The organism is Pedobacter sp. 01N310, assembly GCF_056399805.1.
Genome location: NZ_JBFTSB010000012.1, coordinates 1 through 24152, shown reverse-complemented (window position 1 = coordinate 24152; position 24152 = coordinate 1). Strand labels below are relative to the sequence as shown.

General features: G+C 39.1%; 14 protein-coding genes and 1 rRNA gene. 12 read left to right on the top strand and 3 right to left on the bottom strand.

Going from position 1 to position 24152, the window contains the following annotated elements; translation table 11 throughout:
• Nucleotides 1–41 precede the first annotated feature (41 nt).
• From AC1DNH_RS19720 to AC1DNH_RS19690, 7 genes are all read left to right on the top strand, one after another.
• Nucleotides 42–3152 (top strand): SusC/RagA family TonB-linked outer membrane protein, encoded by a 3111-nt coding sequence (locus AC1DNH_RS19720; protein ID WP_477582454.1) that lies wholly within the window; start codon nucleotides 42–44, stop codon nucleotides 3150–3152.
• An 11-nt stretch (nucleotides 3153–3163) separates the two neighbouring features.
• The gene (locus tag AC1DNH_RS19715; protein ID WP_477582456.1) at nucleotides 3164–4804 is read left to right on the top strand and encodes a SusD/RagB family nutrient-binding outer membrane lipoprotein; all 1641 of its coding nucleotides are present in this window, start codon (nucleotides 3164–3166) and stop codon (nucleotides 4802–4804) included.
• Between the two features lie 83 nt (nucleotides 4805–4887).
• Nucleotides 4888–6513: a LamG-like jellyroll fold domain-containing protein gene (locus AC1DNH_RS19710; protein WP_477608423.1), complete on the top strand. Its 1626-nt coding sequence runs from the start codon at nucleotides 4888–4890 to the stop codon at nucleotides 6511–6513.
• A 431-nt stretch (nucleotides 6514–6944) separates the two neighbouring features.
• The gene (locus AC1DNH_RS19705; RefSeq protein ID WP_477585457.1) at nucleotides 6945–8783 is read left to right on the top strand and encodes an HU domain-containing protein; all 1839 of its coding nucleotides are present in this window, start codon (nucleotides 6945–6947) and stop codon (nucleotides 8781–8783) included.
• A complete protein-coding gene (locus tag AC1DNH_RS19700; RefSeq protein ID WP_029279915.1) occupies nucleotides 8783–9487 on the top strand; it encodes a MotA/TolQ/ExbB proton channel family protein in 705 nt (234 codons plus the stop codon). Before AC1DNH_RS19705 ends, AC1DNH_RS19700 begins: the two co-directional genes overlap by 1 nt.
• Nucleotides 9487–9888 (top strand): ExbD/TolR family protein, encoded by a 402-nt coding sequence (locus tag AC1DNH_RS19695; RefSeq protein ID WP_025144642.1) that lies wholly within the window; start codon nucleotides 9487–9489, stop codon nucleotides 9886–9888. Before AC1DNH_RS19700 ends, AC1DNH_RS19695 begins: the two co-directional genes overlap by 1 nt.
• Nucleotides 9888–10727, top strand: a complete 840-nt coding sequence (locus AC1DNH_RS19690) for an energy transducer TonB (protein WP_215130675.1) — start codon at nucleotides 9888–9890, stop codon at nucleotides 10725–10727. The genes AC1DNH_RS19695 and AC1DNH_RS19690 overlap by 1 nt, the downstream gene beginning before the upstream one ends.
• 216 nt (nucleotides 10728–10943) lie before the next feature.
• Here AC1DNH_RS19690 and AC1DNH_RS19685 read toward each other — a convergent pair whose 3' ends face one another.
• Nucleotides 10944–13739, bottom strand: coding sequence for a T9SS type B sorting domain-containing protein (locus AC1DNH_RS19685; RefSeq protein ID WP_477582752.1), 2796 nt, complete (start codon nucleotides 13737–13739; stop codon nucleotides 10944–10946).
• 265 nt (nucleotides 13740–14004) lie between these two features.
• Here AC1DNH_RS19685 and AC1DNH_RS19680 point away from each other — a divergent pair, with 265 nt between their 5' ends.
• The 5 genes from AC1DNH_RS19680 to AC1DNH_RS19660 all read left to right on the top strand — a co-directional run bounded on the left by AC1DNH_RS19680 (nucleotide 14005) and on the right by AC1DNH_RS19660 (nucleotide 22125).
• Complete coding sequence (locus AC1DNH_RS19680) at nucleotides 14005–15294, top strand: bifunctional folylpolyglutamate synthase/dihydrofolate synthase (RefSeq protein ID WP_477582751.1); 1290 nt, start codon at nucleotides 14005–14007, stop codon at nucleotides 15292–15294.
• A 67-nt stretch (nucleotides 15295–15361) separates the two neighbouring features.
• Entirely contained in the window at nucleotides 15362–17020 is a 1659-nt protein-coding gene (gene pafA, locus AC1DNH_RS19675; RefSeq protein WP_477625590.1) for an alkaline phosphatase PafA, read from the top strand.
• Nucleotides 17021–17308: 288 nt separating this feature from the next.
• Nucleotides 17309–17677 carry a VOC family protein gene (locus AC1DNH_RS19670; RefSeq protein WP_477583864.1) on the top strand — a complete coding sequence of 123 codons (369 nt, stop codon included), beginning with the start codon at nucleotides 17309–17311 and terminating at the stop codon, nucleotides 17675–17677.
• A gap of 128 nt (nucleotides 17678–17805) precedes the next feature.
• Nucleotides 17806–21201, top strand: coding sequence for a methylmalonyl-CoA mutase family protein (locus tag AC1DNH_RS19665; protein WP_477609651.1), 3396 nt, complete (start codon nucleotides 17806–17808; stop codon nucleotides 21199–21201).
• Entirely contained in the window at nucleotides 21202–22125 is a 924-nt protein-coding gene (locus tag AC1DNH_RS19660; protein WP_477609649.1) for an MBL fold metallo-hydrolase, read from the top strand.
• 238 nt (nucleotides 22126–22363) lie between these two features.
• Here AC1DNH_RS19660 and AC1DNH_RS19655 read toward each other — a convergent pair whose 3' ends face one another.
• Together AC1DNH_RS19655 and rrf are read right to left on the bottom strand one after the other, a co-directional pair.
• The gene (locus AC1DNH_RS19655) at nucleotides 22364–23344 is read right to left on the bottom strand and encodes an acyl-ACP desaturase (protein ID WP_440826554.1); all 981 of its coding nucleotides are present in this window, start codon (nucleotides 23342–23344) and stop codon (nucleotides 22364–22366) included.
• A gap of 673 nt (nucleotides 23345–24017) precedes the next feature.
• Nucleotides 24018–24129: ribosomal RNA gene (gene rrf / locus AC1DNH_RS19650) — 5S ribosomal RNA — on the bottom strand.
• Between the last annotated feature and the right edge of the window lie 23 nt (nucleotides 24130–24152).

The following is a 24152-nucleotide window of genomic DNA, read 5'->3' as shown; positions in this document are numbered from 1 at the left end:
ACAATTAACCAAATACTTATTCAAAATTATTCATAATGAATATGAAAAAATCTTTACAGCTAACGTGCTTTTTGCTCTATGCATCCACGGGCTTGTATGCAGCTGCACCAATCGATCATTTTAATCGTGCAGTTTCTTTCCATTCTGTTTATCAGGATGTGATTAAAGGAACCGTAAAAGATGAAACAGGCGCTACCTTACCAGGTGTAACCATTACTATAAAGGGCGCGCAAGGTGGCACACAAACCAATACTTCAGGCCAATATAGCATAACGGCTAAAACGGGCGATGTTTTGGTGTTCTCGTTTATCGGCTACCAGAGCAAAGAAGTTACTGTAGGTACGCAAAGTACCATTGATATAACTTTAACCCCTGACGCTAAAAACCTTGAAACCGTAGTGGTAACAGCACTAGGAGTAAAAAGATCAGAGAAATCTTTGACTTATACCACCCAACAAGTATCGGGAGAGGAATTGAATAAAGTAAAAAGTCCTAACCTTGTAAATTCGTTAAATGGTAAAGTTGCCGGAATGACGATTAGTCCGAGTTCTTCGGGTGTTGGTGGTTCGGCCAAAGTAATATTAAGGGGTAGCCGTTCAGTGAGCGGGAACAACCAGCCCCTGTATGTAATTGATGGTGTGCCAATCAGCAATAACGGTAACGCCAATGCACAGCAGAATAGTGTTTTTGGTGGCGGCCAGGATGGTGGTGATGGTATATCGAACTTAAATCCCGATGATATCGAAAGTTTAACCGTACTGGAAGGCGCATCTGCGGCAGCCCTTTATGGTAGCCAGGCACAGAATGGTGTTATCTTAATCACAACCAAACAAGGCAAAGCCGGCAAAACACAGATCGGTTTTTCGTCGAGTTTAACTTTTGATAAAATTGCATACAAACCCGAATTTCAAAACAGTTATGGCCCTGCATCTACCGCAACCAGAGACAGCTGGGGACCAGCAATTAACAACACTACTGATAACCTCGATCAGTTTTTCCAAACCGGGACAAATGCGACCAATTCGATCAATTTTTCTGGCGGATCGGAAATTGCCCAAACTTATTTTTCTTATGCCAATACTTATGCAAGTGGTATACAGGAAGGCAACAAGTTAAACAGACATAATATTAACCTGCGCGAAACAGCCAAGTTTTTAAACAACAAATTAACGGTTGATGGAAATGTAAGTTACATTAATCAACGTATAAACAATAGTCCATCAATTGGATTATACAACAACCCGTTGGTTGGTCTCTATCTTTTTCCAAGAGGAGTTGATATTACACCGTACAAAGACAATTATTTGTTATCAGGAAATGTAGGCACTGCGCGCCAGAACTGGTTAGGTGGTTCTGCAGATATTAACCAGAACCCATGGTTTTTAACCAATCTTAATCCGAATACCGCCATCAGAAACCGCTTTTTATTAAGTGGAAATGTGAAATATGAGTTTACGCCATGGTTAAATCTTCAGGTAAGGGGAAATATTGACCGTACTACAGATGATTTCGAAAACAGACGTTATTCGGGCATAAACGGGAACTTTAACTCAAACGGTAGAGGATACTTATCTCAGAATACTCAAACTTACATTCAGAAATATGCCGATGCGATATTAAACGTTACGGTGCCAATGAAAGATTCTGACTTTAAGATTAACGGATTGATTGGCGGTAGCATTAACGATCAGAAAACGACGGGGTTATCTTTAGCAGGCGATTTGAGTGCAGTTGATTTATTTACAGCAAATAATACCATTGTGGCAACAGCAGGCACCTATACCTCTGATGTATTGAACACCACAAAAGCAAATGATGCTTTCCACAGCCAATTGCAAGCCGTATTTGCAAACGCGAATTTATCCTATAAAGATTGGGCATTTTTAACTTTAACAGGTAGAAACGACTGGTCTTCAAACCTGTCATTCACCCCAAATGTTTCTTATTTTTATCCATCGGTAGGTTTGTCATTCATCGTATCGCAAATGGTTAAATTGCCAGAGGCGATTACTTATGCCAAAATAAGAGGTACTTATGCAGAAGTCGGTAACACCGTGCCAGCATACTTAACCTTTATCCAAAATACTTTGGGTAATGGTGGTGCACTTACCATCAACACCAACAGGGCATTTGCTGAGTTAAAACCAGAAAGAACAAAATCTTTCGAGATTGGTACTGATATGCGTTTTCTAGCCAACCGTTTAAACTTTAGCTTTACCTATTATAAAACAAACACCAAAAACCAATACATTCCTGTTAAGCCAGCTCCTTCTGGACTTGTTGCAACAGGCTACTTAAATGCAGGTGATGTTCAAAATCAGGGCATACAATTTACTTTAGGGGCTGATGTATTAAAAGGCGATGGCCTTAACTGGAATACATCCATTAACGGATCGTTGAACAGAAACAAAATTATTGATGTAGCGGCGGCGCAAGGTTTAAATTCGATCGATTTAACAGGTGGCGGAAACAATGCATATATCTCGCGTATAGCTGCAGGAGGATCTTATGGTGATATTTATGGCTACACCTTACAAAGAGATGCAAATGGCCGTATCATACTAAATGGTGATGGAACTGCTGCAAACCCATACTTTCCGGTTAAAAGTGCAGATTATAGCCTAATTGCAAATGCAAACCCTAAATTTCAGTTGGGTTGGAACAACAGTTTCAATTACAAAGATTTTAGCTTAAGCTTCCTGGTAGATGGTAAGTTTGGGGGCAAGGTACTTTCACTAACCGAAGCATTGATGGACCAGGCAGGAGCTTCAAAAGCATCGGGTGATGCAAGAGCGCAGGGCGGTGTTAAAATTGATGGTGTAGATGCCAGCGGAAAAGCAGTTTCGGCGACCATTAACCCACAAAGCTATTATTCTTTCTTAGGTGACAGAAACGGTGTAACCGGCGAGTATGTGTATAGCGCTACGGTGGTGCGCCTGCGCGAAGCTTCAATAGGTTATAATTTACCTTTAAAAGGAACATTTAAAAGCATGCGCCTCTCATTAATTGGTAGAAACCTCTTCTATTTCTATAAAAAAGCACCTTACGACCCGGAGGTTACCATGTCTACCGGTAACGGCTTATCAGGAATAGATGTTTTTAACCAACCGGTTACCAGAAGTTTTGGTTTTAACCTTAATGTTTTATTTTAATCCGAACAAACATGAAATCGATATATCATTCATCTCAACATAAAATTAAAGGCTTGTCTTTAGTTTTACTTTTAGCCGTTGCTGGCCTAAACCAAGGCTGTAAAAAGAACTTTGAAAGTTTTAACACCAACGATAATTTACCGACTACTGAGCAGAGTTTAGCCTTATTGCGATCAGCAATTGGCCCTATTCAGCAAAATATATTTTCTAACTACCAAATTGCACAGAATTTAAGTTCCGATGCTTTTAGTGGGTACATGATGGCTCCAACACCATTTGGTGGTGGTATTAATAATATGAACTATTCGCTTAATAATGGCTGGAATGAAACCGGTTTTAACGATCAGTATACCAATGTTATGGCGCCAATTTCTAAAATTGCCATATCGCCTTTAAAAGCAACTGCGCCAGAATCATGGGGTATATCGCTTTTAGTACAGGTAATTGCGATGGATAGGGTAACCGATAAGTTTGGTCCGATTCCTTATACACAGGCAGGTAAATCATTAATTTCGCAAGCTTACGATGACCAAAAAACGGTTTATACCGAATTTTTTAAACAGATTGATACAGCGGCAAATAATCTGCAGGCTTTTATCACAGCAAATCCTGGCAAAAAAGCCTACTACGATTCTGGCGATCTGGTTTATGGAGGAGATGTTGCAAAATGGCTTAAATTAGCCAATTCGTTAAGGTTACGTTTAGCCATGCGCATTGTTAAAGTTGATCCGGCTACAGCAAAGTTGCAGGCAGAAAAAGCAATGGCTGCAACAGGTGGATTAATGACTGTACCAAGTGACAATGCGGCTGTTGCGCAATCGGGAAACAGAAATAACGACCTTTGGAATGTAACCGTAAATTATGATGGCGATAATGCAATGGGCGCAGCATTACAATCGTACCTGGTTGGTTATTCCGATCCACGTTTATCGATATACTGTACACCAGCTACCGATCCTCTTTTTGCAGGACAGTATGTAGGAATCAGATCGGGAGCGAATACTTCTTTTAACGGTTTGGGCAAAGCTGGGTACAAAACCTATTCGAGCTTAAATGCTTCTGTACCAGACAATTCAAAATCACCTATCGGACAAAAAGCACCACAAATATTAATGACGGCTGCTGAAGTTTGGTTTTTAAAAGCTGAAGCGGCTTTACGCGGTTGGACGGGTGCAGGAGATGCACAAAGTAATTATGAAACAGGTATAACTACATCAATGCAACAATGGAACGCTAGTATTGGTGGCTACCTGGCCGATGCGGTAAGCAAACCAACAGCTTATGTAGATCCGAAAAACCCAGCTAACAATGCAGCCGCATTAAGCACCATTACCATTAAATGGGATGGGGCTGCATCTAACGAAGTGAAATTAGAGCGGATTATTACGCAAAAATGGTTAGCTATTTTTCCTGACGGAGCTGAGGCCTGGGCTGATTTCCGCAGAACAGGTTACCCAAAACTGTTTACAGTAGCCAACAACAATAGCGGCGGTACAATCAATACCCAATTGCAGATTCGCAGATTGCCATATCCAACAGCAGAATACGGCAATGGAAATAAAGATGAGGTACGTAAAGCCGTAACCTTGCTTGGTGGCCCTGATAACGGTGGCACCAGACTATGGTGGGACGTGAATAAAGCGAACTTCTAACACACAAATACCACCGGGTAGGATAACGAAAGTTGTCCTACCTTTTTTATATCAAACCAATTTCTAACCAAAATTTTAAACCTATGAGAAAACTAACCGTTTTCGGCGTATTGCTGTTAACAGCTTTCGCCCTGTTGTATGCTTGTAAAAAAGCCAATTCTGAAAAAGAAGACAACACTTTGAGCATCAAAGGTACCGCCAGAGCTGCTACCAATGCCTCCGCCCTGGCCTTAACTGCTCCATTCATGACCGCCTATGTAGAAGTAAACAGCAACAATTTCGTAAATCCGGGTTGTTATACCTACGGCACTTCAGCTAGTCAGTTATTTGGCGTTTCTGTTATTTTTGCTGCCAATATCAATTCGGTAAATGGCGTACCAACTTTGTATTTCAATCCACAGGTGCAAGAGACCTTAAATTCGGGCAAGGTGGCTTATCTCAAATCATTAGGCATAAAAGTAGTACTCGATGTGCTGGGGAATCACCAGAATGCAGGCTGGGGTTGTTTTACCGCTTATGCGCAGGCTGATGCTTTTGCCGTTCAATGTGCCAATGCCGTACAACAATATGGTTTAGATGGAATTGATATTGATGATGAGTATTCTGCCTGTACCGCAAATGATGGCTCGTTGGTGCTGGCCGCTGCTGCACTACGGGCACGCATGGGTGCCGATAAGCTGATTACCATGGCCGCATTTAATCAGGCCAATTATTTTAATTCTACTTATAACAACCAAAAACTGGGCGATATTTTAGATTATGTATTTGAGCAAACTTACTTCTCAACAGATTATGCCGGCCGTTTACAGCCATACATTAATGCTGGTGTACCGAAAAGTAAATTGGGTTTAGGTACCGATTTAGGCAATAGCGATCAGGCAGCTGTAGCCACTTACGTAAAAAATAATGGTTTGGCCAGCGCCATGGTTTATAACGTAGCCAACAACTCACAAACTAAATTATCTGCCATGTCTAATGTATTGTATGGCGCTGCAACTGCTGTAAAACCAAACTGTATTGATGGTACTGGAGGTACACCACCAGTAGCTGGAAACCGCTCATTGGTTTTCGACGGCACTAATGAATACTTAAATTCGAATACGTTCAATCTTGCAGGCAACAGCTTAACTTACGAAGCATGGATTAAACCAGCTGCTTTTAAAGCAACTGCTCCAAATATCTCCACCATTATGGGGATTGAAGTGAGCGATGCCAATGTGGCTTTACTTCGTTTGGGTGATGCTTCTCTAGCCAACAATAAAGTGCAGTTTGTATTGAACACAGGTGGTGCAACGCCTAAAAAGCTAAACTCCGCTACAGCGCTAAGTGCCAATACCTGGTATCATATCGCGGCAACATACGATGGCTCGACCATGAAAATCTACATCAATGGCACTTTAGATGCCAGCATGAGTGCTTCGGGCACTATCGCTGCTAATGGCACATTACAGATTTCGAGAAGCTGGGATGCCAACAGAGGCTTTAACGGCCAGTTTGATGAAATGCGGGTTTGGAAATCGGCACTGGCACAGTCGACAATTTCGGCCAATAAATGCAGTGTAAGCGCCACAAGCACCAACTTAGAGGCTTATTGGAAATTTGATGAAGGCACCGGAACTACCATTGCAGATGCAACCGGGCACGGCCACACCGCAAGCTTGCTTAACATGGAGAGTACTGATTGGTCTACTACCGTTCCTTGTTTATAGGCCCCTTTCAAAACAGTTAAATTACCAAGGAAACCTAAGAGGTTGTATCATAAATATTGAATTGTCATCCTGAGCTCGTCAAAGGACAATCGATTTTAATTTTATGTACAGCCTCTTTTAAAATCTCCCTCTTCGCTTTCTACATACGCTTTTCTATAGTAAAGCGTTTCTATAGCTTAGGTTTTAGCTTCAAATCAATATTATATCGATTTAGCGATTTGCTTACTAGCATACCATTTCTATCTTTGTAACCGTTATCTTTGCACGGATACAGATATAGGTTTAGAAAACTGTGATTTTTTTTCATGATTAAAATAACAAAACTGTACTCGTTTTTGTCCCCTTTTTGGAATAGGATGTGTAATAGCACCCATAGACACTATTTGAAGGTAGAATATAATTTTTAATTTTAAACGCTTAATTTTACCCGAATGGATATCTTATCATACCTATTAGAACTCTTGCAGCAACGCAAAGAAGTTGGTATTACCGGCTTGGGCACCTTTTATAAAAAGAAATACCCAGGAAGATACGATAAGGAAAAACAAACGTTTTTGCCTCCCGGATATACGCTGCAATTTTCAGCAGAAGTAACAGAAGAAGACGCTTTAGCCAACTTTATTTCGGCTAAAACAAACAGCACCAACGATGATGCCCGCAATCACATTGCCCAGTTTGTTGAACAAGTAAATCAAAAATTAGAATTAGACCATGAGGCCGAACTTCAAAATACTGGCCGTTTATTTTTTACCGAACAAGGATTAGGTTTCGAACCGGTCAAAAACATGAACTATGGTTCTGAATTTTACGGACTTCCATCATTGACAGAAACCGTAATTGAGGAAATAAAAACTGATTCACCTCAACAAGAGGAAGAAGTTTACGATGAAATTGCTGAAGCACCGGTGGTACCATCACCATTTGAGAATAAGTCATACCAGGCTCCGGTAATCGAAAATGTAGAATTGGATGAAGTTAAAGATGATCTTAAAAACACTTTAAAACATTCAGAAACTCCTTCAGAAGAAATTGTTGAAGCACAAGAATTTATTAAGGAACAGCATGAAGAACATCCTAACCGTTTTGGTCATACACCAGAATCGGAAGTAGAAAATATCGCCGCCGAACATCAGGCAATTGAAACACCTGAATCTGCTGAAGCACAAGATGAAGCAAATACTGCTGAAAATACACCTAAAGAAGAGGTAGAAAATACTAATCCCGAACCTGAAGAAGTAGAAGTTCCTGAATCAGAAGCTGAAAATATTGCTACTGAACAACCTGCTATTGAAACGCCTGAATCTGCTGAAATACAAGAAGAAATAGAAGAAGTAGCAAATACTACTGAAGAAGCAGAAGTACCGGAACCGGAAGTAGAAAATATCGCTTCCGAACATCAGACAATTGAGACACCTGAATCTGACGATGCACAAGACGAAGTAATTGCTACAGAAAATGCCTCAGCTCCTGAAGAAATCAATACCGTGAAGGCACCAGAAACAGTTGTCTCGCAAACTGAACCTTCGAGCCGTTTCTCGCTTAGGTCGGAAACGGAGGAACCTAAAACATACATCAATTTAGAAGACGAAGCTAAAAAAGAAGAACCTGTAATTGAGGCCCCTGCATTTATAAAAGAGCAACATGCAGAGCATCCTAACCGTTTTGGTCACGATCCAATTGAACATGGTGACGAAACGCGACAAGGTATGTCTACCTGGTTGATGATTACAATTGCAGTGTTAGCTTTGGCTGTTATTGCAGCGATAACCTATTTGGTTAAACCAGAATTATTTACTGGTGAAACAGCCCAAGCAGTAAAACCGGCACAAGTAATTGTCGATTCGCCGAAGGTTGTTGTTGATACCCTAAAAGCAAAACAGGATTCTATAGCCAAAACAGATAGCATTTTAAAAGCCAACCAGGTTCAGAAAAAAGCAGATACGGTTAAAAAAGTAGCGGCAAAACCTGCCGTTAAACCTACTGTAGAAACACCAAAAGAAAATAAAATTGTACCAAACACTGGTCCTTCTACGTTTTACGTTATTGCAGCATCTTTTCAATCAGAGAAAAAAGCACTTGTGTTTATTAAGCAAATGGAAAAAATCGGTTTAAATGCTGAAATCGCAAAAGTACCCGGCCGTTTAAAAAAAGTAAGTATAGCGAGTTTTACAACTGAAAAGGAAGCTAAAGAACAGAAAGATATTTTACAGAAAAAACTAAAGGGAAAAGGATATTTCGTACAACAAAAATCTAACAACACACAACCATAATGATAACTTTATTAATTCAGGACACCACACAAGCATTACAAGACACAGCAAATGCGGTTAACCAAGCAGTAACACAACCACAGCCAGAACTACATTTTATCGATCTGCTTTTTAAAGGCGGCTGGGTAATGGTTCCATTGGCTTTTTTAGCATTGTTAGCCTTAGTTATTTTCTTTGAACGTTATTTAACCATTAAAAAAGCAACCAAAGACGAATCGAACCTAATGGGTCAGATCAGGTCGTATATCCAATCTGGAAATTTAGAGGGCGCAATGTCGCTTTTAAGAAATAATAACTCTCCCCTTTCGCGCATGTTGCAAAAAGGTTTAAAACGCATTGGCCGCCCAATTAAAGATATTGAAGGCGCGATTGAAAATGTTGGTAAATTAGAGGTTTCTAAATTAGAGAAGAACATCAGTATATTGGGTATTGTTGCAGGTATTGCACCAATGCTTGGTTTCGTAGGTACAATTGTGGGGGTAATTACCATTTTCCACCAGGTATCAATAAAAGGTGCGATTGAAATAGGAACCATTTCCGGCGGTTTATATACCAAAATGATTACTTCTGCAACCGGACTGATTATCGGTATTATCGCTTACGTACTGTATCACATTTTAAACATTATGGTCGAAAAAATCATCCTTAAAATGGAAACCGATGCAATTGATTTTATTGATTTACTAGAAGAACCAGGCAAATAATGAATTTACGCAAAAGAACAAAAGGGTCGGTAGAAGTACATACTTCAGCGTTGAACGATATTATGTTCTTCCTGATGCTATTTTTCTTATTGGCCTCTGCCGTGGTAAATCCTACCGTGGTTAAATTGTTGTTGCCACAATCATCAAGCGGACAGCAATCGACCGCCAAGAAAGCAGTTACCGTTACGATAGACGAAAATTTAAAATATTTCGTTGAAAAGAAACCAGTTAGCATTGAAGAATTAGAGCCAACATTGGCATCATACCAAAAATTGGCACCTGATATGACCATTCTTTTATATGTATCGCGTAACGTGACTTATCAGGATGGATTTGTGGTAAACGATATTGCCAATAAATTAAAATTAAAACTTGTTGTAGCCGTTGAGCCTAAAAAATAATGAACTACAAAGCACAAAACGTACCTAACGAGGAAAATAATTACCCTAAGGCCATTGCCATAGCAAGCGGAATTATGGGCTTTTTATTGTTGATCAGCTTTTTTATCGTGATTGGCTCGTTCCAGCCACCTGAAGAAGTGGGTATGGGTGGTATGGTTGTAAATTATGGAACTTCAGCAGAAGGAATGGGCGATGATTATACCAGCATTGAAGAACCATCGGCAGATCCAAATGCCAATGGTAAAGCGCCTGATAAGGTAACGCCGGAAGAAAAAGTGACCCCAACTACCGCTACCGAAAATACTGAAAAGGAAATTCAGACACAAAATACGGAAGATGCCATTGCCGTAAATACCAAACCTACAAAACCGACTACTGCAGCACCAACTCCGGTAACTGAAGATAAGCCGTCTAAACCGGTGATTAATCAAAACGCACTTTACAAAGGCAAAAAAAATACTGGTCAGGGTCAGGGAGATGGAACTGGAAAAACACCAGGAAACCAAGGTGATAAAGATGGCGATCCATTGGCATCAAATTATGGAGAAGGTGGTTCTGGAAATGGCAATGTACAGTTATCATTAGCCAGTAGAAAATTCATCGATATCCCTAGAATTCAGGATGATGGACAAAGTGCAGGAAAAATTGCCGTTCAAATCCGCGTAGATAAAAATGGTAAAGTGGTTCAGGCCCGTGCAGGTGCAAAAGGCACTACCCTATCTGATTTAGCACTTTGGCGGAAATGTGAGCAGGCGGTATTAGGTGCGAGCTTAAACAAATTAGAATCAGCTCCCGATGTACAAACCGGGATTGTAATGTTCAACTTTAAAGTGAAATAAAAAAAATATCCATGGTCTGTGTCTTCACAGACCATTTTTTTTTGCGTTATCATTTATTGTGCTGTCAGATATTACTATCTGACAGAAGACTTATCTCCTCAAAATTTTCGACAAACAATTATAACCTGATTATCGGTCAGATGGTAACATCTAACAGCATATCCAACACCCTAACAAATTACTCGCTTAAGTAATTAATCAACATAGTTTAACGAGCTATCGAATCAAGGTAACCGATCCCTTTTTAATTATTCTTTTATTTTCCTGAGTTGTAAACGATGCCACCCAAAAATAGACTCCTACGGGAACTGGCTGTCCTTTATAATCACCGTTCCAAGCGTCATATAATTTATTTGAAGAAAAGATAACTACTCCCCTTCTATCGAAAATCTGCATCTGAAAATTAAAAGCCCTACTTCCCTCTTTCGCTTTAAAATCATCATTTATATTATCCGAATTGGGGCTGAAAGCATTCGGAAATGAAATGTCGTTACAGGCTTCTGTTTCTAAACGAACATCTAGCTCATCTACAATACAACCATTAAGTTTGAGTATCGAAAAGGTGTAGTTACCTTCGTATAAACCCGAAAAAACGTAATTACCTGGATAAACTACTCCGTTATACTTGATGTTATAATCAACTGAACGGTTACCAATAGAAAATGAGATTTCCCCAGTTAAATCGCAAACAGGATTTTTAGCATTAACAATCGAATGGGGTTTGGTTAACGAATAATCTGGAACCACAACAGTTCGATATTCTGCTGGTGCACCACCAGATGCTTTTACTTCAATATCGTAGCTCCCCGGACTAAGCATATTAAAAACACCGGTATTATTTGATATTGAATTATTAAGTGTGAATGTATAGGTTTCTGGAATTGGTGGACAATTAACTTTTATAAAGCCTTTTCCAAGAACATTACATTCGGCAAGCATCTCGATACTATTGATAACAATTGGACAGGGTTCGTATACTAGCTTTTTATTTAATTCATCAACAATACAGCCATTAAGCTTTAAAATGGTAAAACTGTAATCTCCTTCAATTAAATCTGAAAAAATATGGTTGCCCGGATAAACTAGTCCTTTATATTTCACATTATAATCAGATGAATTACTACCTATTGAAAATGATATTTCTCCCTTCAGATCGCAAGCAGGATTCTTAGCATTAATCTTTGTAAGTGGTTTAGTTAAAGAATAATCAGGTACTTCAATAGTCCTGTATGCTGCTGGCGCACCACCAGATGCTTTAACCTCAATTGTGTAACTACCGGGATCAAGCATATTAAAAACACCGGTATTATTTGATACTGAATTATTAAGTGTAAATGTATAGGTTTCTGGAATTGGTGGGCAATTAACTTTTATAAAGCCTTTTCCAAGAACATTACATTCGGCAAGCATCTCGATGCTATTGATAACAATTGGACAAGGTTCGTAAACCAATTCTACATCAAACTCATCAATTAAACAGCTATCTTTATTCAGCACAACAAAATGATAGTTACCTATCTCCAGGTTAGTGAATTGATGATCATAGGGCAAAACATCATTTTTAAATTTTATCCTATAATCATTACTACCGGCAAAAGCATTAAATTGAATATTTCCTTTAGCGGCACAAGCTGGATTTATTTTAGCAAAAGAAAACTCTGGCTGTAGTTGCTTGTAATCTGGCACAATTATGTCGGTTTCTAATTGATCTTCATCCGAAATAATTTTAATATGATAGGGGCCGGGAATTAAATCTTTGAATATTCCGGTGGTATTGCTTAAATCATTATTTAACGTATAAGTATAAGCTGCTAAATGTGGCTTTGTTAAAATACTAATTATTCCTTTGTGAAAAACATCACATTGTTGTTTTACCTCAGCCTTATCGAATTGGATTTTACATTTATCACGTCCGACAACAAGATCCTGTTCATCAACCCTGCATCCATATTTATTTACAATTTCAAAGTGACTCGTATTACCACTTATTAAATTAGAGAATTTACTATTTAAAGGATACAACTTTCCATTGTATCTGATTTGATAACTGCTGTTTTGTTCAGGAGTATTAAAAGTAATTTCACCAAGGGTTTCGCAAAGCTGATTTTTGATCTGCCAGCTGTAAATTGGTTTTAATAAATTAAGTTCAGGAACATCCACTGTTGCCGAGTATGAATCAGAAGCAGAACTGATTGAAAGGGTGTACTGTCCTTTTGATAAACCAACAAATTTACCTGTTGTATTGGTAACTCCGTTTAAAGTATAGGTAAAATCTTCAATATGTGGAGCGGTGATAATATCTACATTGGCAGTATTACCAGAAATGCAATCTTGGATAATGTCTACTTTCTCTAGTTCTATTCCTATAATACTTCCATCTTCTACCATACTTGCAGCATCAAGGATTGTATATGGAAGCGTTCCTACTACACCAACCATTTTTTGGTTTTCTATATCAAACTCGATAATATTGGTTTGGGAGCCAGAATTAGCCAATCCATAAACTGTGTTTTTTCTGGTGCCGGTTGAAACACTAACGATCCCATAAAGCACTATATTTGAAGGCAATGGAATATGAAGGGTACTTTTATTAGGTTCTTTAACATTAATCTTCACTATCCCTTGGTATGCTGCCATGTAAAGATCTTTTTTATAAAAACAGACATCTCCTGTAGGTGAATAATTCAGTAAACCTAAGGCCTCTGATTTTCCTGTATTAATATCTGTACTGAATAAATAACCAGAACAATAATATAACTTATTATCCGCGCCAAGGGTAAGTGAATTTGAGCCAGACATACCTAAAAATAAACGCCTGCAATTTTCAATACTGTTCTCTTTTACATCCGCAGTGTATATTTCTGAATTTCTGAACCAAAACAAATTATTCCTGTTCATTGCGATTGAAAAATACTGATCACCAGGTGAACATCCCACTATTTTTGTAGATTTTACCCCTTCACTTGTAAATTCAACCTTGTAAAGGTCGCTTGCCCCCTTAGAATAATCCATAGAACTTACATAAAAAGTTTGAGCTGCAAGTTTGAAACAACAAGATAGGAGTACGAAGAGAATTAGACTAATTTTATTAATCACTATTATTGAGACCGTTAAATATCGGCAAATATAACAACATAACCTTACAAATTAAATTGCTATAAAACACTTTTAAAGTAATCACCTAACTTTAATATTAAAAACTTAGAATACTAGGTTTAATAAAATCTACCCATTTCATTTCATAATAACTCCAGTCAACTTATATTTGATGCAAATTATGAACTACCAACAAACGCTTGATTTTTTATACAGTAAACTCCCCATGTTTACCCGTGTTGGCGCATCCGCTTTCAAAAAAGATTTAACCAATACCATCATTCTTTGCGAAGCACTGGATAATCCGCAGGATAAATTTAAAAGTATCCATGTGGCGGGTACAAATGGAAAGGGCTCTACCTCACACATGCTGGCTTCGGTACTGCAATCGCAAGGATATAAAACAGGATTGTACACCTCTCCCCATTTGAAAGATTTCCGCGAACGCATCCGCATCAACGGAAAAATGATGAGTAAAACTGAAGTCGTATCGTTCGTAAAAGATCAAGAAAAATTGATCGAAAAAACCGAGCCTTCATTTTTCGAGGTAACCGTTGCCATGGCATTCGATCATTTTGCCAAACATGAGGTTGATGTAGCCGTAATTGAGGTGGGTTTAGGTGGAAGGTTAGATTCGACCAATATCATTACACCGCAAATTTCGGTCATCACTAATATCAGCCTTGATCACATGAATATGCTGGGCAATACGCTTACCGAAATCGCTCGTGAAAAGGCAGGCATCATTAAAAGGAATATTCCGGTTGTAATCGGCGAAACACAAGCAGAATCTGCTCCAGTTTTTGTCAGTAAGGCAAAAGAAGTAGGTGCTCCAATTGTTTTTGCTGATGCGAAGTTAAGGGCTCAGGATTTTAAGATCAGGAACAATAAACTTTCCCTATCTGTTTATCAGAATAGTGAAATTAAATACAAGGATCTTCAAAGCGATCTTACCGGCGTTTATCAGCACAAAAACATTTTAACCGTTGTAGAAACCCTCGCTGTACTTAACGAGAAAACAGAAATTAAAATCAATCAGGAAGCGATTTATAAAGGAATAAGCCAGGTTAAAAAGCAAACTGGTTTACAGGGGCGTTGGCAAACCTTGAGTAAAAATCCTTTAGTGATTTGCGACACCGGCCATAATGAAGCTGGCATTGCCGAGGTAATCAAAAACATCGCACAAACCCCTTATCAAAACTTACATGTTGTTTTTGGTATGGTTAAGGACAAAGATATTTCGAAAGTTTTATCCTTGATGCCTAAAAATGCGACTTATTATTTCTGCAAACCAGATTTAGAACGTGGTTTAGCAGCGGATGAACTTAAAGAACAGGCTGCAACATTTAACTTAAATGGAAACAGTTATGCATCGGTAATCGAGGCAAAAGAAAAGGCTATTCAATCTGCCGATTCAAAAGATCTGGTTTTTATTGGCGGAAGTACATTTGTAGTGGCCGAAGCGATATAAAATCTTTACACAAACTTCAAAGTAGCTTTACCTAAATTTATTACTTTAGCCCTTTAACTAAAACACAATGAAGAAAATATCCTGTCTAATCTTTTCCATTTCTATTTTTTCGATCGCACTCACCTCAGCCCAAACTAAAAAACCTTCCACAACACAACCTAAAGCATTCCCTGCCGAGGTGGCCCGCCCTAAATTGGTGGTTGGCTTAGTGGTTGATCAAATGCGTTGGGATTATTTATATCGCTACTATAACCGCTATACCAATGGTGGCTTTAAAAGATTAATTAATGAAGGTTTTTCTGTAGAAAATACTTTTATTCCTTATACACCAACTTATACGGCCTGTGGCCATACCTGCATTTATACAGGTTCTGTTCCGGCAGTTCATGGCATTATTGGTAACGATTGGTACGATCCTGAAACCAAAAAGAATGTGTACTGTACAGAGGATTCTTCTGTATCAACTGTAGGCAGTAACCCATCTTCTGAAGGAAATATGTCGCCAAAAAATATGCTAACCACTACCATAACCGATGAACTGAGGTTAGCTACAAATTTTAGAGGTAAAGTAATTGGTATTTCATTAAAAGATAGGGGGTCGATCCTTCCTGCTGGCCACGCGGCAAATGCAGCATATTGGTATCAGGGTAGCACCGGAAACTGGATTACCAGTACTTATTACATGAAAGAAGTGCCAACATGGATTGCCGATTACAATAAATTGAAATTGGCAAACAAGTTCTATGCAAAAAACTGGGAAACATTGTATCCAATGAATACCTATGTTAATAGCACAGCAGATGAGAAAGCATACGAAGGCAAAGCGAGCACATTCCCTCATCAGCTCACCCAAAATATTGATAAAAACTTCGATGCCATCAGAAGCACGCCTTATGGTAATACCATCACGTTAGATCTTGCCAAATTAGCGATCCTTTCTGAAAATTTAGGACAAGATAACATTACCGATTTCTTAGCGGTAAGTTGCTCATCTACTGATTATGTTGGTCATGCTTATGGTCCGAACTCAGTAGAAGCAGAAGATACTTATTTACGTTTGGATAAAGATTTCGAAGAGTTTTTCAACTACCTGGATAAAAAAGTAGGTAAAGGAAATTACACGGTATTTTTAACTGCCGATCATGGTGCTGCGCATGTACCAGGCTTTATGCAAGAAAATAAATTGCCTTCGGGCGTAGTGAGTGACCGTGATATCGCAAACAAATTAAATGCTTACTTAAATGATAAATTTAAAGTAAACAATGTGGTTTTAAAATCTCAGAACAATCAGATCATTTTCGATCATGATAAAACCGATAAAGGTGATGTAAGTTTTGATGTAATTAAATCGGCATCTGTAGAATTCTTAAAAAGATTAGACGGTTTCCAAAATGCAGTTGATATTGCTAAAATATCGCAAAGCACACTTCAGGAAATCCAGAAAAAGATGATTACCAATGGATACAATGCGCGCAGAAGCGGCGATATCTACTATGTTTTACAACCAAACTGGTTTAACGGTGGTAGCACAGGTACCACACACGGAAACTGGAACCCATACGATTCGCACATTCCATTGGTTTTTATGGGCTGGGGAATCAAAGCTGGAGCATCCAATAAAACACATTACATGACTGATATTGCACCAACCTTAGCGGCACTACTCCATATTCAAATGCCAAATGGTAACGTTGGAGAACCGATCACCGAAATCACCAATAAATAAAACAAAAAAACTATGCTCATCAGCATAGTTTTTTTGTTTTAAATCAACAGTGATAGGTCCCTAAAAAGTATCGTCATTGCGAGGCACGAAGCAATCTTAAAGTGCTCGCTACTAGCGATAGTTGTAAGATTGCTTCGTCGGCTGAAAAAGCCTCCTCGCAATGACGACCATTTGAGGAGAGTCATTTCCTTTAAATTACGCTGTCATCCGTAATGATTTTTATGCAGTAAATTATCCCTCGAAATGACGATAACTTGATAAAATTTCCTATTTTCTTTATTTTAGATCATGTCAACATACATTGCAACCAAACTTACACCCATGCTCGAATCGCATGATATGCAAGCAACATTAAAGTTTTATACAGAAGTTTTAAACTTCACTTGTGATGTAAAACTTGACGATCTGACTTGGTTAACCCTCCGAAAAGATGAGATCGAAATTATGTTTTGTTCTCCAAACAAGCATCACAATATCCCTAAATCAATTATGAGCGGTTCGCTTTATATCAATACAAACGAGGTAGAAACCCTCTGGGAAAGTTTAAAAGATCAATGTGAAATCTGTTATCCGCTAGATGATTTTGACTATGGCATGAGGGAGTTTGCCATTTACGATAATAACGGTTATTTACTGCAATTCGGGCAGGATTTATAGCTGAACCAAAAGCCGTAATGGTATAGGGTATTCGCTATTTAAACTCCTTATTTTAGTACATTTGCATACCAAATATATTTGGACAAGGATTGGTCGTTTGAGCACACTGATCCTTTAAATCCTATCGTATGCAACAAGTAGAAATATATAAGCCTAAAAATAAAATCCGTTTCGTAACCGCCGCTTCCCTTTTTGATGGACACGATGCAACCATTAATATTATGCGCCGTATCCTCCAATCTTCAGGGGCTGAAGTGATCCATCTTGGGCACAACAGGTCGGTTGATGAAGTGGTAAACTGTGCCATTCAGGAAGATGTTCAGGGCATTGCAATGACTTCTTATCAAGGCGGACACATTGAATACTTTAAATACATGTACGATCTCTTGCAAGAAAGAGGATCAGGCCATATTAAAATATTTGCAGGTGGCGGTGGCGTAATCTTGCCTTCAGAGATAGAGGAACTCCAGTCTTATGGAATTTCTAAAATCTACTCTCCAGATGATGGCCGTAAGATGGGTTTGCAGGGCATGATCAATGATATGCTGATCCAAACCGATTTCATCACCAAAGCCAGCATTACTAACGAGCTCGAAACCATTCCTACAAAAGATATTAAAGCCATTGCTGGGGCCATTACCGTTGCAGAAAATGATCCCGAAGGCGCACAAAAATTTGTAGACGAATTAAAAAAACTATCCAAAAACAACACCGCTCCTATTTTAGGCATCACCGGAACGGGCGGAGCCGGAAAATCATCACTGGTAGATGAGCTTGTCCGCCGTTTCCTGGTAGAAGTGAAAGATAAAACCTTAGCGATTATCTCTGTCGATCCTTCCAAAAGAAAAACCGGTGGCGCTTTATTGGGCGATCGTATCCGGATGAATGCCATCAATAACCCGAGGGTTTACATGCGTTCTTTAGCCACCAGGCAGGCCAACCTTGCACTATCCAAAAACGTTCAGGAAAGTATCGATATCTGCAAAGCCGCTGGTTACGATTTAATTATTGTAGAAACCTCAGGCATTGGCCAATCAGATACCGAAATTACCGAACACTGTGATGTTTCCCTATACGTAATGACCCCAGAATTTGGTGCAGCTACACAGTTGGAGAAAATCGATATGTTGGATTTCGCTGATCTGGTAGCCATTAACAAATTTGATAAAAGAGGTGCATTAGATGCACTGAGAGATGTGCGCAAACAATACAAACGCAACCACAATATTTTTGAGGCGAAGGATGACGAAATTCCAGTTTATGGAACTATGGCATCACAATTTAATGATCCGGGCATGAATAACCTATTTGTTGCCTTAATGGAGCAGATCAGGGTAAAAACCGGAACGGATTTCAAAGCCAAAATGGAACTCACTTCCGATCAATCAGAGAAAATTTACATCATACCCCCTGATCGCATCCGTTATTTGGCAGAAATTGCCGAAGCTAGCCAAACGTATAACGAATGGGTAGATAAACAGGCTACCATTGCCCGGAAAATGTACCAGTTGAAAGGTGTAATCGATTTAGCTGGTGATATTAATTCCCCCCTCCTACAAGGGTCTTCACTAGACGCGGTGTTAAAAAACTTAAATGCAACATACTCTTTCTTCGAAGAACAATTAGATGGCGAATGCAGGCGTTTATTGCGCCAATGGCCAGATACCAAAAGAGCTTACAAAGAAGAGTTTTTCATTTATAAAGTCCGCGATAAAGAGATTAAACAACCTTTATTTTATGAATCACTTTCAAAACTGAATATCCCTAAAGTTTCACTACCGAGATATGAAGATTGGGGCGATATTTTAAGGTGGCTGTTAACCGAAAACCTTCCAGGCGAATTTCCATATGCGGCAGGTGTATTCCCTTTAAAAAGAGAAGGCGAAGATCCTACGCGGATGTTTGCAGGAGAAGGTGGTCCTGAAAGAACTAACAAACGTTTTCACTATGTTTCTTTAGGTCAACCTGCGCACCGTCTATCTACTGCCTTTGACTCTGTTACCCTTTATGGAGAAGATCCGCACATTCGTCCCGATATTTATGGCAAAATCGGAAACTCGGGTGTAAGTATTGCCACTTTGGATGATGCTAAAAAACTCTATTCGGGTTTTGATCTTTGTGCGCCGTCCACTTCGGTATCCATGACCATTAACGGCCCAGCCCCAATGTTGTTAGGCTTTTTCATGAATGCTGCAATCGATCAGCAATGTGAAAAATACATTATCGAAAACGATTTAACTAAAGAGGTTGAAGCTAAAATTGATGCAATCTATCGCATAAAAAATATACCGAGACCAACCTATAATGGTACATTACCAGAAGGAAACAATGGCTTGGGTTTAATGCTTTTGGGCCTTACAGGAGATCAGGTTTTACCTGCCGATATTTATGCCAAGATCAGGGCAAAAGCCATTAGCTCAGTTAGGGGAACCGTTCAGGCCGATATTTTAAAGGAAGATCAGGCACAAAATACCTGTATATTTTCTACAGAATTTGCCTTAAGGATGATGGGCGATATCCAAAAGTATTTCATCGATGAAAAAGTAAGGAATTTCTATTCCGTATCTATTTCGGGCTATCACATTGCCGAAGCAGGTGCCAATCCAATTTCGCAGCTTGCCTTTACTTTAAGCAATGGCTTTACCTTTGTAGAATATTATTTGAGCAGAGGCATGCACATTGATGATTTTGCCCCTAACCTGTCTTTCTTCTTCTCCAATGGAATCGATCCGGAATATGCCGTTATCGGTCGCGTAGCCAGAAGAATCTGGGCTAAAGCTATTAAGAATAAATACAAGGGAAATGACCGCTCGCAGAAACTTAAATACCATATCCAAACTTCTGGCCGTTCGTTACATGCACAGGAAATCGATTTTAATGATATCCGTACCACTTTACAGGCCCTTTATGCCATTTACGACAACTGTAATTCGCTACATACTAATGCTTACGATGAAGCCATTACAACGCCTACAGAAGAATCTGTTAGGAGAGCCATGGCCATCCAATTGATCATCAACAGAGAATTGGGCCTGGCCAAGAACGAAAACCCACTGCAGGGTGCCTTTATCATTGAAGAATTAACCGATCTGGTAGAAGATGCTGTGCTTGCCGAATTTAAACGCATCAACGATCGTGGTGGGGTATTGGGTGCGATGGAAACGATGTACCAGCGCGGAAAAATTCAGGAAGAAAGTCTGTATTACGAAACGCTTAAACATACAGGTGAATATCCTATTGTAGGCGTTAATACCTTTTTAAACAAGAATGGTTCACCTACTATTGTTCCTGGTGAAGTAATCCGAGCTACAGAAGATGAAAAACAATATCAGATTTCGGCATTGCAAAAATTTCAGGACCGTAATGCAGACCGTGCAACAGATCTCTTGAAACAACTTCAAAAATCGGCTATTGCCGGCGACAACATCTTTGAACAGCTCATGGAGATCTGTAAGGTTTGTTCATTAGGACAGATTAGTAAAGCACTTTATGAAGTTGGCGGCCAATACAGAAGAAACATGTAAATGAGAGCAATATTATTATTTTTCATAATTGGCTTTTCGATCCAAACCTGGGCACAGAAAATGCCAGCGTCTTCTTTTATCATGGTACTCGGTGTTGCCCAGGATGGCGGCTACCCGCACATGGGCTGCCAGAAAAATTGCTGTAAAATGGCATGGAAAGATGAAAAGTTAAGAAGAAATGTAGTTTCACTTGCTTTGGTAGATCCTAAAACCAAAAAATGGTGGCTTTTTGAAGCTACTCCTGATATTAAAGCCCAACTGCAGGATTTCAGAAAAAGAACGAATGAAGTTTATCCTTACTTGCCCGAAGGTATATTTATCACACATGGCCATATCGGTCATTATACAGGTTTAATGGAATTCGGTAGAGAAGTAATGGCTACACGTAACCTGAATATTTATGTGCTCCCAAAATTCAGATCTTTCTTAACTCAAAACGGCCCTTGGAGCCAGCTCGTTATGCTAAAAAATATAAACCTTATCGAACTTAAAGCCGATAACCCTATCGATATAACAGAAAATAAGATTACCGCATTTACAGTACCCCATCGTGATGAATATTCAGAAACTGCTGGTTTTAAAATAGAAACACCTACTAAAAAGTACCTTTTCATTCCAGATATCGATAAGTGGAGCAAATGGGACAGAAATATCATTGAAGAAGTAAAAAAAGTTGATGTAGCCATGCTTGATGCTACATTTTATACCAATGCAGAACTGGGTAATAGGCCTATTTCAGAAGTACCACACCCACTGGTAACAGAAACAGAAGATTTATTTGATAAAGAGGATATTGCCATTAAGCATAAAATCTTCCTAATCCATTTTAATCACACCAACCCATTGCTTTGGGATTCAACTACCCAAAAACAGGTCTTAAAAAATGGATTCAACTTCGCCAAACAGGGAGATATTTATTATTAAACAGAGATCATCTTTAATTCAAAAAAATTGAAACGGCGATAGCAAGTTGCAAGAAGCCGTAATTTCGAGCAGAGTGCAACGCAGCCGAGAACCACGAAGTGCTGGGCGAAACTAAATCTATTAAGATAGATCTCTCTCCAGAAAGTTTGGGACTGCACTTTCAGGAAATGACGATACGCAACACAAAAAAAAGCCTCCCGATTTTACATCGGAAGGCTTCTATATATCTTATTTGCTGTTATCCAGCAATCCAGGTAAATTTATAATCTATAGTAGGGTTTTTCATTCGCTCTGCAACACGTAATAAACGCGAAGGTAAAGCCATAATATAATCGCGGGCTTTTTCACCAGCTTCGTTTAAATCACGCATGCCCTCAATTTTCCAGTCTTCAATCAACTGTTGCATAATTTCAACGTAATCAATTGCAGTATATACCCCTAAACGTTGTGCGGCATCTGTAAAGTGACCAAATGTTTGGCCAATTTTCAAACCTACCTCACGTAAGAAATGGGCTGGCATTACAATTTTCTTACGCATCATATCTTCAAAAGCTAACATTGCTTCGTTAGGATCAACCTCGAAAATACGGTTCATGAAATCTTTATAAGCTTTTGCATGTCTGGCCTCGTCTGACGCAATTACACCACACATTCTAGATAATAACGTATCACCGTCTTTTTTAGCTAAAGAAGCTACCCTTCTGTGCGATACATTGGTAGCCAATTCTTGAAAAGAAGTATAGATAAAGTTACGGTATGGATCATGCCCGGTACCAATATCGAAACCATCAGCGATAAGATATTGCGTAGAAATTTCCATTTGGCGCATATCTACACGGCCTGATAGGTATAAATATTTATTTAACAAATCACCATGACGATTTTCTTCTGCAGTCCAGTGGCGAACCCATTTCATCCAACCACCTTCTTCGTCCCTACTATGTCCATCAACCATGGCTAACCACGATTCGTATGTTGGTAAAGCTTCTTCAGTAATGGTATCGCCAATTAAAACGGCCACTAAATCGTAAGAAAGATCTTTTGCGTTATCCCTCAAAATTCTCACATCTTGATAAAATGTTTCACTAGTAGAATCTGGTAAAAAATCAGAAGGTTGCCAGTTGGTATCGATTGGTTTCAAATAAGTTCCCATCGACTCCAGCATATATTTTTCAATATGCAACATTACTTCCCTTCTTTTATCTGCAAAAAAACTCATTACTTATACTTATATTTTTGTTAAAAACAAAGATAACCAAATATTGTGGCAAACCTTATGATATTAACACATTTAGCGCTAAATCAGTTTTAAATGTGGCTAAAATTATCAACATTGGCACAAATGGTTTTATTTATTATACACAAAGAATATAGAGCGCTTACTTACGGGTTTATTATTAGGAGCGCAATGACAGCAATCTATAAGGTTGGGTTCCGTCCTGCCTGGGACGGAAGGTGTAAAACTCAGGGAAGATCAGCGTAAACAGTTCCTTAACGTCTCTTCACTCCTTAATGGTATAAATAAATCATCTGGAGCTATGCCAATAGTACTTAATCAGAACCCTTCATTTTGATGATCTGGAGCGCAATAGCAGTAACATGTAGGTCGGGTTCCGTCCTGCTGTCCGCTGCAATCCTTTTTGGAAGCCCCTTGGGACAGACAATCTACCTCTGACCAAAAGGGATTTCCACTGCCATCAGGGCTATTTAACCTGGGACGGAAGGTGTAAAACTCAGGGGAGATCAGGTTTGCGCAAATCAGCGTAATCTGCGGGAACAGAACCTTATCCCTTTTTAAACTCCTTAATGTTGGAAAAATGAACGGCATAGACTATAAAATGCTTTTAAACGAAGAAAACCCCTCGACTCATCGTCAAGGGGTTTCTTTTAAGATCTGGCACCGACCTACTCTCCCACGTGTTACCGCAGTACCATCGGCTCTGGTGGGCTTAACTTCTCTGTTCGGAATGGGAAGAGGTGGACACCACCGATATAGGCACCTGAATATTTTTATTCAAGACTAAAGA

Bases quoted from the DNA above. Each gene is read 5' to 3' on its own strand.
- AC1DNH_RS19720 (WP_477582454.1), top strand. From the start codon at position 42: ATGAAAAAATCTTTACAGCTAACGTGCTTTTTGCTCTATGCATCCACG.
- AC1DNH_RS19715 (WP_477582456.1), top strand. From the start codon at position 3,164: ATGAAATCGATATATCATTCATCTCAACATAAAATTAAAGGCTTGTCT.
- AC1DNH_RS19710 (WP_477608423.1), top strand. From the start codon at position 4,888: ATGAGAAAACTAACCGTTTTCGGCGTATTGCTGTTAACAGCTTTCGCC.
- AC1DNH_RS19705 (WP_477585457.1), top strand. From the start codon at position 6,945: ATGGATATCTTATCATACCTATTAGAACTCTTGCAGCAACGCAAAGAA.
- AC1DNH_RS19700 (WP_029279915.1), top strand. From the start codon at position 8,783: ATGATAACTTTATTAATTCAGGACACCACACAAGCATTACAAGACACA.
- AC1DNH_RS19695 (WP_025144642.1), top strand. From the start codon at position 9,487: ATGAATTTACGCAAAAGAACAAAAGGGTCGGTAGAAGTACATACTTCA.
- AC1DNH_RS19690 (WP_215130675.1), top strand. From the start codon at position 9,888: ATGAACTACAAAGCACAAAACGTACCTAACGAGGAAAATAATTACCCT.
- AC1DNH_RS19685 (WP_477582752.1), bottom strand. From the start codon at position 13,739: ATGGATTATTCTAAGGGGGCAAGCGACCTTTACAAGGTTGAATTTACA.
- AC1DNH_RS19680 (WP_477582751.1), top strand. From the start codon at position 14,005: ATGAACTACCAACAAACGCTTGATTTTTTATACAGTAAACTCCCCATG.
- pafA (WP_477625590.1), top strand. From the start codon at position 15,362: ATGAAGAAAATATCCTGTCTAATCTTTTCCATTTCTATTTTTTCGATC.
- AC1DNH_RS19670 (WP_477583864.1), top strand. From the start codon at position 17,309: ATGTCAACATACATTGCAACCAAACTTACACCCATGCTCGAATCGCAT.
- AC1DNH_RS19665 (WP_477609651.1), top strand. From the start codon at position 17,806: ATGCAACAAGTAGAAATATATAAGCCTAAAAATAAAATCCGTTTCGTA.
- AC1DNH_RS19660 (WP_477609649.1), top strand. From the start codon at position 21,202: ATGAGAGCAATATTATTATTTTTCATAATTGGCTTTTCGATCCAAACC.
- AC1DNH_RS19655 (WP_440826554.1), bottom strand. From the start codon at position 23,344: ATGAGTTTTTTTGCAGATAAAAGAAGGGAAGTAATGTTGCATATTGAA.